This window comes from Rhodococcus wratislaviensis, from assembly GCF_900455735.1.
In the GTDB taxonomy this organism is placed as follows: Bacteria; Actinomycetota; Actinomycetes; order Mycobacteriales; family Mycobacteriaceae; genus Rhodococcus_F; species Rhodococcus_F wratislaviensis.
The window spans coordinates 1,236,794-1,248,978 of record NZ_UAUI01000001.1 but is presented as its reverse complement, the minus strand read 5'-3'; the positions used below and the strand labels follow the sequence as shown (position 1 = coordinate 1,248,978).

12 protein-coding genes are annotated in these 12,185 nt (G+C 68.3%); 5 read left to right on the top strand and 7 right to left on the bottom strand.

What is annotated here, in order from left to right:
• Window positions 1–6: 6 nt before the first annotated feature.
• Entirely contained in the window at window positions 7–1,101 is a 1,095-nt protein-coding gene (locus DTA22_RS05760; RefSeq protein WP_112298738.1) for a Glu/Leu/Phe/Val family dehydrogenase, read from the top strand.
• Window positions 1,102–1,169: 68 nt separating this feature from the next.
• On the opposite strand, the gene DTA22_RS05755 is transcribed toward DTA22_RS05760, so the two are convergent.
• The 7 genes from DTA22_RS05755 to DTA22_RS05725 all read right to left on the bottom strand — a co-directional run bounded on the left by DTA22_RS05755 (window position 1,170) and on the right by DTA22_RS05725 (window position 6,709).
• Window positions 1,170–1,583, bottom strand: coding sequence for an ester cyclase (locus DTA22_RS05755; RefSeq protein ID WP_037226956.1), 414 nt, complete (start codon window positions 1,581–1,583; stop codon window positions 1,170–1,172).
• A 96-nt stretch (window positions 1,584–1,679) separates the two neighbouring features.
• On the bottom strand, window positions 1,680–2,147 hold the full coding sequence (locus DTA22_RS05750; protein ID WP_112298737.1) for a winged helix-turn-helix transcriptional regulator: 468 nt from the start codon (window positions 2,145–2,147) through the stop codon (window positions 1,680–1,682).
• Window positions 2,148–2,257: 110 nt separating this feature from the next.
• The gene (locus DTA22_RS05745) at window positions 2,258–2,833 is read right to left on the bottom strand and encodes a TetR/AcrR family transcriptional regulator (protein WP_005252730.1); all 576 of its coding nucleotides are present in this window, start codon (window positions 2,831–2,833) and stop codon (window positions 2,258–2,260) included.
• 54 nt (window positions 2,834–2,887) lie between these two features.
• Window positions 2,888–3,472 (bottom strand): TetR/AcrR family transcriptional regulator, encoded by a 585-nt coding sequence (locus DTA22_RS05740; protein ID WP_112298736.1) that lies wholly within the window; start codon window positions 3,470–3,472, stop codon window positions 2,888–2,890.
• Between the two features lie 4 nt (window positions 3,473–3,476).
• Window positions 3,477–4,670 carry an acetyl-CoA C-acyltransferase gene (locus DTA22_RS05735; protein ID WP_112298735.1) on the bottom strand — a complete coding sequence of 398 codons (1,194 nt, stop codon included), beginning with the start codon at window positions 4,668–4,670 and terminating at the stop codon, window positions 3,477–3,479.
• Between the two features lie 64 nt (window positions 4,671–4,734).
• A complete protein-coding gene (locus tag DTA22_RS05730; RefSeq protein ID WP_112298734.1) occupies window positions 4,735–5,922 on the bottom strand; it encodes an acyl-CoA dehydrogenase family protein in 1,188 nt (395 codons plus the stop codon).
• A gap of 43 nt (window positions 5,923–5,965) precedes the next feature.
• A complete protein-coding gene (locus DTA22_RS05725; RefSeq protein ID WP_037226970.1) occupies window positions 5,966–6,709 on the bottom strand; it encodes an SDR family NAD(P)-dependent oxidoreductase in 744 nt (247 codons plus the stop codon).
• Between the two features lie 301 nt (window positions 6,710–7,010).
• On the opposite strand from DTA22_RS05725, the gene DTA22_RS05720 reads away from it, so the two are divergent.
• The 4 genes from DTA22_RS05720 (at window position 7,011) to DTA22_RS05705 (ending at window position 12,144) form a co-directional block, all read left to right on the top strand.
• Window positions 7,011–8,300, top strand: a complete 1,290-nt coding sequence (locus tag DTA22_RS05720) for an MFS transporter (RefSeq protein ID WP_112298733.1) — start codon at window positions 7,011–7,013, stop codon at window positions 8,298–8,300.
• On the top strand, window positions 8,300–9,967 hold the full coding sequence (locus DTA22_RS05715; RefSeq protein ID WP_112298732.1) for an AMP-binding protein: 1,668 nt from the start codon (window positions 8,300–8,302) through the stop codon (window positions 9,965–9,967). Before DTA22_RS05720 ends, DTA22_RS05715 begins: the two co-directional genes overlap by 1 nt.
• Window positions 9,955–10,929 carry an NADPH:quinone oxidoreductase family protein gene (locus tag DTA22_RS05710; RefSeq protein ID WP_112298731.1) on the top strand — a complete coding sequence of 325 codons (975 nt, stop codon included), beginning with the start codon at window positions 9,955–9,957 and terminating at the stop codon, window positions 10,927–10,929. Before DTA22_RS05715 ends, DTA22_RS05710 begins: the two co-directional genes overlap by 13 nt.
• Before the next feature lie 81 nt (window positions 10,930–11,010).
• Window positions 11,011–12,144 carry a methyltransferase gene (locus DTA22_RS05705; RefSeq protein WP_112298730.1) on the top strand — a complete coding sequence of 378 codons (1,134 nt, stop codon included), beginning with the start codon at window positions 11,011–11,013 and terminating at the stop codon, window positions 12,142–12,144.
• Window positions 12,145–12,185: the final 41 nt, after the last annotated feature.

The window sequence follows — 12,185 nt, the reverse complement described above, 5'->3', positions numbered from 1 at the left end:
GAACACATGACTCTCACCGCGGAACGTCACGACACCGCACTGCCCGACAACGCTGGAGTGTTCGAGCGCACCGATTTCCCCACCGACACCGCCCACGAGCAGGTGACGTTCTTCCAGGACCCCGCCACCGGACTCAAGGCGATCGTCGCGATCCACGACACCACCCTCGGGCCGGCCCTCGGCGGCACCCGCTTCTACCCGTACGCCGACGAGGCCGCCGCGCTCAAGGACGTGCTGCGCCTGTCGCGGGGCATGACCTACAAGTCGGCGATCGCCGGAGTCGACCTCGGCGGCGGCAAGGCCGTCATCATCGGCGACCCGGCCACCGGCAAGTCGGAGGCGCTGCTCGAGGCGTACGCCCGGTTCGTCCAGACGCTCGGCGGCCGGTACATCACCGCCGGTGACGTGGGCACCAACTCCGACGACCTCGACGTGATGGGCCGCGCCACCGACTTCGTCGTCGGACGCAACACGTCCGCCGGCGGGTCCGGCGACAGCGCCCCGATGACCGCGCTCGGCGTGTTCCAGGGCATGCGCGCCGCCGCTCAGGCGAAGTGGGGCACCGCGAGCCTCGCCGGCCGCACCGTCGGCGTCGAGGGCACCGGCAAGGTCGGGTACCAGCTGATCAAGCTGCTGCTCGCCGACGGCGCCTCGGTGGTCGCCACCGACGTCAACGCCGCCGCACTCGACCGCGTGGCCCGCGACTTCCCCGAGGTCAAGATCGCGTCCACCGTCATCGACCAGGAACTCGACGTCTACGCACCCTGCGCGATGGGCGCCACGCTCACCGACGAGTCCGTCGCCGCGATCACCGCCCAGGTGATCTGCGGGGCCGCGAACAACCAGCTCGCTCACCCCGCGGTCGAGCACGACCTCGGCGAACGCGGCATCACCTGGGTTCCCGACTACGTCGCCAACGGCGGCGGACTCATCCAGGTCGCCGGTGAGCGGCTCGGCACGTCCGCCGACGACGTCCGCGCGCAGGTCGAGAAGATCTTCGCCACCGTCGTGCAGATCCTCGACGTCGCGAAGCGGGACGGCATCCTCGCCGGCGCCGCGGCCGACGCCGTCGCCGAGGCCCGCATCGCAGCAGCCAAGTAGGCCGCTCCGCCGCCCGTGAGTGGTTGACGAGTCTCTGCACTCGTCAACCACTCACGGGCGCGAAGCGCCTAGGCCGTGAGCCGCCGGTGCAGCTCCCAGGCGTTGCGCTCGACGCGGTTGGATTCGAGCATCCCGTCGGCCCGGACGTTCCACACCGCGGTGCCCGTCAGATGAATGGGTTGCCCGTCGGGTTCGGTGCCCATGAATCCGCGATTGCGGCCGGTCATTTCCCACAGCGACGCGACGCGGGAACCGTCCTCGTTCTGGAACGTTTCGACGGGGATGAACTCCAGATCCTCGACGGTCGACTGAAACTTCAGCACCCATTCCCTGAAGGCGTCACGGCCGCGGATCGCCTCTCCACCGGTGACGATGACGAAATCGTCGACGACGAGTTCGTCGATCGCGTGAGGCTCCTGGGGTGACTGCCACACCCGGGCCCAGAAATTCTCGACTGCGTGAACTCCGTGTTGTACAGACATGGTTTCCTTGCCTCTCGCTAACTTGGTATTTCCAAGTTAGCACGGATATGACGAGGTCGCGTGCTCGTTTTCGTGAGTGTGCGGTGGGCGGTGCGGCTAACCCTGCGACTCGCCCGCCGGCGTTCCCCGTTGCACATGCACGGCCGATGCCGGAACACGTCGACCGTCGTCGGTGACGAAAGCGAGGGACACGGCCTCGCCGGTGGTCTCGTCGGTGTACTCGGGGGAGGTGCTACCCGGACGCGGCAGATGGTCGCGACCGAACTGGCCCAGTGCACCGATCACGACATGCAGCTGCTTGCCCTTCTCGGTCAGCACATACTCCAGACGTTCCCGCGACCCTTCCTGGCGGTAGGCGCGGCGTTCGAGGATTCCTTCGTCGGCGAGCATCGCCAACCGTGCGGTGAGCACGTCGGACGCCACCCCGAGACTGCGGGTGAACTCGGAGAATCGGCTGTGGCCCCAGAAGGCGTCGCGGATGATGAGCAGCGTCCACTTGTCGCCCAGGAGTTCGAGGGTGCGCGCGATGGAGCAACGGGCAGGGGTTGCCGGCAACGGACTCATGCGACGAGGATAGTCCTCACTGGCTTGGTGCGTCCAAGCCAGCGGCTCCGCCGCCCGTGCGCGGCGAACGAGTGCAGAGACTCGCTAACCGCGCACGGGCGCGAAGCGCCTCACGCCCGCATCCCCGTGACGACCGCGTCGAGGAACTCGTCCGCGATCTCCTCGGGTGTCTCGGCGCCCGCGGGGGTGATCCAGAGGTAGCTGTAGTTGAACATGCCCAGCAGGCCCTTGACCATCAGCCGCGGGAGAGCGCGGAACTGTCCGTCGCGGATGCCCTGCTCCAGCGCGTTCCGCCAATGGGACTCGTAGCGTTCACGTTCGGCGATGATGCGATCCCGACGCTCGTCCGTCAGGGCGTGGTACTCGCGGAAGAAGACCGTCCACTCCGCACGGTGCTCGGCGATGTTCCGCATGAGCGCCCGTGCCAGGCCACGCAGCCGTTTCTCCGGATCCGCCTCGGACAGCGCGAGTTCGTCGGCGACCGTGTTCATCTGCGCGAGTTGCCGGCTGCTGATCTCGTAGAGAATCGCCTCCTTGCTGCCGATGTAGTGGTACAGCGCGCCCCGGCCCAGCCCGGTGGCCTCACCGATCTCGGCGACCCCGGTGCCGTGGTAGCCCGACTTCGCGAACAATTCGGCGGCCACCTGCAGGACTCGGTCCCGGTTGGCGTCGTACTTGTCGCTCATCGAAGGGCCCCTTTGTCTCCCGGCGGTCGAAGATGTGAGTCTAGACGGCCGGGATCACGGGTTCGGCACGGCCAGCCCGGTGATCAGGGCGTCGAGAAACCCGTCGGCGATCTCCTCGGGGGTGCGGGCCCCGTCGGCGGTGAGCCAGAGGTAGCTGTAGTTGAACATGCCCAGCACACCCTTGATCATCAACGGCGGCAGCAGTGTGAACACCCCCTCCCGGACACCTTGGTCGAACGCGTGCCGCCAATGCGATTCGTACCGTTCGCGTGCCGCGACGACCCGCGCACGCCGATCGCCGGTCAGGGCGTGGTACTCGCGGAAGAAGACCGTCCACTCCGCGCGGTGTTCGGCGATGTTGCGGAGCAGGGCCCGGGCGAGACCGCGGAGGCGGCGCTCCGGATCCGGTTCGGTCAGGGCGAGCTCGTCGGCCACGTCGTTCATCTGCGCGAGTTGCCGGCTGCTGATCGCGAACAGGACCTCCTCCTTGCTGCCGATGTAGTGGTAGAGCGCCCCGCGGCCGAGCCCCACCGCCGTGCCCAGGTCGGCGATCCCGGTGCCGTGGTAGCCCGACCGCGCGAACAGCTCGGCGGACACGCGCAGAATTTCGGCGCGGTTGAGGTCGTACTTGGTGCTCATCGAATCACCGTTCGACGTGCACGATCAGGGCCTGCCCCTGGCCGCCGCCACCGCACAGCGCCGCTGCGCCGACGCCACCGCCGCGGCGTCGCAGTTCGAGCGCGAGGTGCAGGACGATCCGTGCCCCCGAGACGCCGATCGGGTGGCCGAGCGCGATCGCGCCGCCGTTGACGTTCACCCGGTCCGCGTCGAGACCGAGGCGTTCGGACGAGACGAGTGTGACCGCGGCGAACGCCTCGTTGATCTCGACGAGATCGAGGTCGCGCGGCGCGATCCCCTCGCGTCGGCACGCGGCCTGGATGGCGTTCGACGGCTGCTCGTGCAGACCCGAATCGGGCCCGGCGACCACCGCGCGTGATCCGATCTCGGCCAGCCACGACAGTCCGAGCCGGACGGCCGTCGACTTCCGCGTGACCACGACGGCGCAGGCCCCGTCGGAGATCGGTGACGAGTTGCCCGCCGTCAGCGAGCCGCCGGCGGCGAAAGCGGGAGGCAGGCCGGCGAGGTCCGCTGCCGAGGTGTCGGCCCGGATGCCCTCGTCGTGGCCCACGTCGGTCGATTCACCCCGACCGAACGTGACCGGAACGGGAACGATCTCGGCCGCGAAGACACCGTTTTTGCGCGCGCGTGCGGCCGCACGGTGCGAGCGTGCGGCCCACTCGTCCTGGGCCTGCCGGGTGGTCCCGTACTCGGGATTCCTCGACTCGGTCAGCGCCCCCATCGACGACCCGGTGAACGCGTCCTGGAGCCCGTCGAACGCGAGGTGGTCGATCAGAACCGTGTCGCCGTACTTGTGCCCGCGACGACTGTTCCTCAGGAGGTGCGGCGCAGCGCTCATCGATTCCTGACCGCCGGCGACCACGATGTCGGCGTCGCCGGCGACGATCATCTGGTGCGCCAGCGTGATCGCGTCGATTCCGGAGAGGCACATCCGGTTGATGTTCAGTGCCGGTGTCGTCATGGGGATTCCGGCGGCCGCCGCCGCGACACGCGCCGGCAGTTGGCCGCTGCCTGCCGTGAGCACCTGACCCATGACGACGTGGTCGACGGCGTGTGCGTCGACGCCGGCGGATTGCAGCGCACCACCGATCGCGTGGCTACCCAGCTCCTGGGCATTCAGGCTCGACAGCGATCCCATGAAGCGTCCGAACGGGGTTCGTGCCCCCGCGACGAGGACGGTGGGGTCGTGGTCCGTCATTGTTCGTCTCCTTCGAGAGCGTGGTGCCGCCCTGCGCCCGTTCCCGGCCGCAGGGCGGCTGATGTCAGTTATTGCGCGACGTCTCGAAGGCGTCGGAGAACGCGTACCCGTCGAGCAGACGTCCCGCGGTGACCAGGTACTGGATCGTCGGTGTCCCCTCCTCGAGCCAATTGAGGCGGGCGTCGCGGTAGAGGCGCTCGATCGGGTGCGCGCGCGTGTATCCGATTCCGCCGTGAATGAGCAGTGCCCGGTCGGTCACCCGGCCGACGGCCTCGAGACCGAACAGCTTGCACATGCTGGCCTCGGCTGGAATGCGTTCGCCCGCATCCCACTTCTGTGCAGCGTCGGCCAGGATCCCGCGCAGGGCATAGACGTCGGTAGCCATCTCTGCCAGGTAGCGCTGGATGGCCTGTCGTGTGCCGATCGGCTTGCCGAACGTGACACGGCTCTTCGCGTGGGCGATCGACAGTTCGAGGGCGCGCTCGGACGTGCCGAGCGAACTCGCGGCGATGAATACGCGGCTGATCTCCAGTGCGCGTTCGAGGTGCTCGTTTCCCTGTCCTTCGGCGCCGACGAGGGCGGTGGCGGGAACGCGGACGGAATCGAGGGTGACGCGTCCGTGCTCGGTGCCCTTGCACCCCATCGTCTCGGGAAGCGCTGCGATCGAGAGACCCTCGGTCTCGCGGGGGACGAGGAACGCGGAGACGTCCGTGGCGGTCGTCTTCGCGAAGACGATGAAGTGAGAGGCGATGTCCGAGTTGGTGATCAACCACTTCTCGCCGTTCAGGACGTAGTCGTCGCCGTCGCGCACCGCGGTCGACCCGAGGTCCGCGCCCGTCCCGAAACCCGGCTCCGTCAACGCGAACGCGACCGAGTTCCGGCCCGTGGCCGTGCCCTGCAGCACGTCCGCCTTCTGCCGGTCGCTGCCGATCTCGGAGAGCGCGTGGGCGAAGGAGTTGTGCACGTGGACGATGACCCGGAGCCCGCCCTGGACCTTCGCGAACTCGGCGATGATCGGTAGGTACTGGGCGATCGAGAGGCCGCTGCCACCGTACTCGCGGGGGACGAGCAGGCCGAGTGCCCCGATCCGCTCGAGGATGGGCATGACGATGTCGTGTGGAACCTGCTCGTCGTCCTCGATCCGTTGTTCGAGCGGATCGAGTTCGGACCAGATCGCCTCGAAAATGCGGTCCCGGAGCGTCAGGTACTCCGACTCCGGAAGTCCGACCGAATGCGTGAGTGTCGCGGTCATGGTGTTGATTCCCTTCGTTGTTGGTCGTTGCGGTCGTGGTGTGTCACAGCGCCCAGCCACCGTCGACAGTGAGGACGGAGCCTGTGCAGAATGTGGCGTCTTCGCTGAGAAAGACTGCGGCCTTCGCGATTTCGTCGACGGTGCCGAATCGGCCGAGGACGGTTTCTCGTTCGATGCGCCTGCGTGCGGAGTCGGGCACCGCGTCGGTCATGTCGGTGGTGACGAAGCCGGGGGCCAGCACGTTGACCCGGATGCCGTCACGCGCGACCTCCTTGGCGAGCGACCGACCGAAGCCGATCATCGCGGACTTCGCACCCGCGTATGCGGTGTCGCCGGGGTGACCGATCAGGCCGACGACCGACGACACCAGCACGATGCTGGGTGACCTGCCGTGCGCGAGGTGGGGCAGGGCGGCCCGGGCGAGGGCGACGGTGCCTCGGAGGTTCGTCTCTATCACGCTCCACCAGGCGTCCGGATCCGTCTCGACGAGCCGCCCGCCCGACCACTGGCCCGCGTTCAGGACGAGCGAATCGAGGTGTCCCCAGTGGGTGACGACGCGTTCCACCGCGGTGGGCGCCGTGGTGTCGTCGTGCAGGTCGAAGCGGATCGGGAGCACCTGTTCGGGGGCGTCTGCGGCGAGCTTCTCGGCGTCGTCACGACCGGTTCGGTACGTGCATCCCACTCGGCAGCCGCGCTGCGTCAGGGCTGTGGTGACGGCGGCCCCGATGCCGCGGGAGCCGCCGGAGACCAGCGCGACGCGGGTGTCGTCGTGATCGTTCTCGTTCATGAACGAAAATGTACTGATCGATCCAAGAATAGTCCAGGATGATTGCAAACATCTCGTTGAACAGCGCATATGATCATTTACTACGCGAGGTCAGAATATGGATCGATCGGTACAAGATGTCTTGCGGTCGACGTCCGGGATGTGCTAGACCTGTGACCGTGGCCACACGGGGTGACGGCGCGGACGATGTCCGATCGGCGAACCCCGGACGAGGCCCGACGGCCCGCTCACAACCGCGGTGGCACCGGATGGACACACGGCAACCGCACCGCCCCACATCAGCAGCGATGGGAGATTCGATATGAGAGTCATCGACGACCTGGAGGTCACGCGGGTCAAACCCCGGAAGGTTGCCTTCGCGTCCTTCGTCGGAACGGCGATCGAGTGGTACGACTTCTTCATCTTCGGGACCGCGGCCGCCCTGGTATTCGGCAAGGCGTTCTTCCCGTCGTTGAGTCCGCTGTCGGGAACGCTGGCAGCGTTCGCGACATTCGGTGTCGCGTTCGTGTCGCGTCCCGCAGGCGCGATCGTCTTCGGGCACTTCGGAGACCGGATCGGCCGCAAGAAGATGCTGGTGTTCTCCCTGGTGCTGATGGGTTCGTCGACGGTCGCGATCGGACTCATCCCCACCTACGGAGCGATCGGTCTCGCGGCGCCCGTGCTGCTCGTCCTCGCGCGCCTGGCACAGGGCTTCGCGGTCGGCGGAGAATGGGGCGGCGCGGTACTGATGGCCGTCGAACACGCACCGCGCGAGAAGCGGGCGTTCTACGGCAGCTGGCCTCAGGCCGGCGTTCCTGCCGGACTCGTACTCGCGACGCTCGCGTTCCTCGTGGTCGAGCAGCTTCCGGAGGATCAGGTGCAGGCATGGGGATGGCGGCTGCCGTTCCTGGCCAGCGCCGGGCTGGTCGCGGTCGGAATGTACGTGCGACTGAAGGTCGTCGAATCGCCGGAGTTCGAGAACGTCAAGCGCAACAAGAAGATTGCCGACTTCCCGATCCTCGCGGTCCTGCGGGGCGAGAAGCGCGCGCTGGGCGTCGGGATTCTCACCCAGGCCGCCTCCCTCGTGCCGTTCTACCTTGTCACCGTCTTCGTCCTGTCGTACGGTCCGAAGGAACTCGGAATCTCGCGGCAGACGATTCTGTTGAGCATCCTCGTCGCGTGTGTCCTCGACATCCTGTCCGTGCCCTACGCGTCGATGATCGCGGACCGGATCGGAGCACGGAAGATGTTGATCTACGGGTCCCTCTACATGGCGGCGATCGCGTATCCGTTCTTCTGGTTGCTGTCGACCGGCGCGGGTGTCGCCGTCCTGCTGGCGATGATTCTGATAATCACCATCGGTCACGCCGTCACCTATTCCGCGGTGGCCGGATACGTCACCGGTCTGTTCCCGGCCGAAGTCCGGTACACCGGCGCGTCCGTCGCCTATCAGTTCGGTGGTGTCGTCTTCAGCGCTCCCGCACCGTTCATCGCGGTGGCGATCGCTGCCGAGACGGACGGGTCGTGGGCCCTGGCCGCGTACATCGCCGCGGCGTGCGCCATCACGGTGCTGGTCCTGACCCTGACGAAAACTGCAAAGGTGAATCACTGATGCCTCTCGACAGACTCGCCACGTCCGCACTCGCCGGCGCCTGGCAGGACATCGAATCCCTGCTGGACCGCGACCCGTTCGGTGGCGACTTCAACACCGCCCACGAAATCTGCACCCGCTATGCGACCGACCCGAACCGGGTGGCGCTCACCGTCCGGCACGAGGACGGCTCGGCCGACCGCTGGACGTACCGCGAACTCGACAGGCTCGCCGCCAAGGCGGCACGGGTGTTCGCCCGCGCGGGGCTGAAGCGGGGAGATCGCGTCGGCGGACTGCTCTCGCGGCAGGTCGAGAGTTGGATCACCGCACTGGCGGTGTGGCGCTCCGGGCTGGTGTACGTGCCCCTGTTCGGCGGGTTCGCCCCGGACGCGATCGGCCTGCGCCTCGACGCGGCGGGAGTCCGCGCGATCGTGGTCGATCAGCGGTACCGACCGGCGCTCGCGGAGGCGCAGGCGACCCACGGACTCGATCCGGCCGTGTTCGTCGTCGGCGACGTCGCGGCCGGCACGGGCGACCGGTCCTTCTGGACGGAGGTCGAGCGGGCCGACGCCGACGGCCCGCTCGCGACCACGGCACTCGGGGACACCGCCACCCTGCTGTTCACCAGCGGAACATCCGGAACACCGAAGGCGTGCACCATGACCCACGCCACTTTCGTCTCCGTCCTGCCCTACGCGAAGAGTGTTCTCGGGGCGACCCGCGACAGCGTCGTCTTCTCGACGTCGGATCCGGCGTGGGCATTCGGGCTGTACAGCACCGGTGCCGCCGTCATGGCGCTGGGCGTGCCACGCGTCATGTACTCCGGGAAGTTCGTCCCCGAGGCCTGGCATCGCGTCATCCGGGAAGAGAAGGCCACGATCCTCACCACCGCGCCGGCCGCGTTGCGGCGACTGACGGCGACCTTCGCGCAGGACGGGGTGCCGCCGACGCTCCGCACCGTTGCCGCTGCCGGCGAACCACTGACCGCCGCGGTCGCCGCGGCCTGGGCCGGCACCGGTGCGCCCGCCGTGCGCAACGGGTACGGACTGTCCGAGGTGGGCATGCTGCTGGGCGACACCCAGGGCACCGAAACGCGGTCCGGTCCGGGCTGGATGTCCGCCACGATTCCGGGTTTCGACACCTTCCTCGCGGACCGGGACGGTCAACCGGTGGCAGAGGGCCAACCGGGCCTGATCGCGGTACGGCGGCCCCGGCACCAGATGTCCAGCGGGTACGAGAACGCCCCCGATCTGTGGGCCGACCGCTGGCGCGGCGACGTGTTCCTCACCGAGGACCGGGCCGTCACAGACCCTGACGGACGGTGGCAGATACTCGGCCGGGACGACGACATGATCATCGCGTCGGGCCACAACATCAGCCCGGTCGAGGTCGAGAACGCGCTGTTGCAGCACCCGGCGGTCGCCGACGCCGCGGCAGTCGCGTACGACGATCCGATCCGCGGCGGAGTGGTCCGGGTTGTCGTCGTCCGCGCGGACACCCGGGCCGACGACAGCGACCTCGTCACGCAACTGAAACACCTTGTCGCGCAGCGGGTCGGACCCTATGCGGCACCCAAAGTCGTCGACTTCCGTCCCGAACTCCCGCGCACCGAAGTCGGCAAGTTGCGCCGGGCGGCCGTCCGCGAACTCCCGACCACATCAACAGGGGCAACCGCATGCGCGCAATGAGGGTCACCGCGCTCGACGGTCCCCGGGCGCTCGCCCCGGTCGAGGTCGACGAGCCCGTCGCGGACGAATTCGCGATCCTGGTCGAGGTTCACGCGGTCGGGGTGTCGTTCCCGGATCTTCTCCTCACCCAGGGCCTGTACCAGTACAAGCCGGAACTTCCCTTCGTCCCCGGCGGCGAGGTCGCCGGGATCGTGCGGTCAGCGCCGGACGGCAGCGGATATTCCCCCGGGGACCGGGTCGTCGGATTGACCGGTGTGGGGGGCGCGATGGCCGACGTCGTCGCACTGCCGCCGGAGACGACTTTTCCACTTCCCGACACGATTTCGATGTCCGCGGGCGCCGCACTGCTGTTCAACTACCTCACCGTGCATTTCGCGCTGGTTCGTCGTGGACGCCTCGAGGAGGGTGAGTCGGTACTCGTCCAGGGCGCGGCGGGAGGCATCGGCACCGCCGCGATCACACTGGCACCTCACCTCGGCGCGTCGCGGACCATCGCGGTCGTCAGTAGTGAGGAGAAGGCGGAATACGTGCGGGGTCTCGGCGCCTCCGATGTCGTGGCCACCGGGAACTGGCGGGACGAGGTCCTCGCGATCACCGACGGCCGCGGTGTGGATGTCGTGGTCGACCCGGTCGGGGGCGATCGCTTCACCGACAGCGTCCGATCCCTGGCGACGGGCGGGAGGATTCTCGTGATGGGTTTCACCGGCCGGGGCATCCCCACGGTGAAGGTGAACCGACTGCTCCTGAAGAACGCGTCCGCAGTGGGAGTCGCGTGGGGCTCGTGGTGGGCCGAGGACCCCGGACGATTGTCCGCGCAGTGGAGCGAATTGTTCCCACTTCTGTCGTCGGGCGCGTTGACGATTCCGGAGCCGACGCGGTACCCGTTCGATGCGGCAGCCGAGGCCCTGCTCGATCTCGAACACCGCCGAACCGTCGGGAAAAGTGTTCTCACCCTCCGGTGAGGCGGCTCCGCCGCCCGTGAGTGGTTAACGAGTGCCTGCACTCGTTAACCACTCACGGGCCGTAGGCCTAGGCTCTCCCTCATGGAAACCGAGTTCGTCCGCTGGACCGAGGACGGCACCGAGCATTCGGCGGTGTGGCGGTCCACCAGCGGGGCGACGCCCCCGAAGAAGATCCGGGTGGCCGACGACTCGATGACCGCCGACGAGGCCTACCGCCTGGCGTGTGAGGGGACGGCGCTGCTGTGGCGCGGCGACTTCCACAACGCCCGCCAACTCGGCACCGCCGTCGCCGCCCGCACCGACCGCAAGACCCGCAAAACGTCCACCGACCCCGCCACCGCGTTCCACCTGCACCGGCAGACGCAGTCGCGGCGGGCGGGGATCCTGGGGATGCTGTTGGTGCCGTTCGACGCCGACCAGACCGTCCCGCTGCGACGCGCCCCCGACGTCCGGCAGGCGGTGCTCGAGGCGTACGGACCCACAGACCAGCCGTCGGTCACCACACTGCGCGACCTGCTCGGGGCGATCGGCGCCCACCAATGGCAGAAGAAGGGCGTCGAGATCCCCGCCCTCGGGGCTCGCATCCACCCCGGTTACGGCGTGTTCTCACCGATTCGCGGCGAATACGTCGACCTCGTCGCCGACACCCCGCTCCCGTCCCTCGTAACGGCGTTCGATATCGGCACCGGCACCGGTGTGCTGGCCGCCGTCCTCGCGCACCGCGGCGTCGAGAAGGTGATCGCGACCGAACTCGACGCGAACGCGCTCGCCTGCGCCCGGGCGAACCTGGACCGGCTCGGCTACGCCGGTCAGGTGCAGGTGGTGGAAACGGATCTGTTCCCCGAGGGCCGGGCACCGCTGGTCGTGTGCAACCCGCCGTGGATTCCCGCCCGCCCCACGTCGCCGATCGAGTACGCGATCTACGACCCGGACAGCCGGATGCTCCGCGGTTTCCTGGGCGGCTTGGCCGAGCACCTCGAGCCCGGGGGAGAGGGCTGGCTCATCCTGTCCGACATCGCCGAGCACCTCGGACTGCGGACCCGCGAGGAATTGCTGACCCTGATCGCCGACGCCGGACTGACCGTCCTCGGGCGCCGCGACGTGGCGCCCCGGCATGGCAAGGTCGCCGACCGTTCGGATGCGCTGCACGCCGCGCGCAGGCGGGAAGTGACGTCGCTGTGGCGGCTCGGTGCGCAGGACTCGCCCGCCGGGTAGTAACGGGGACGCACTCCGGAACGGTCTCCATGTAGGTCATT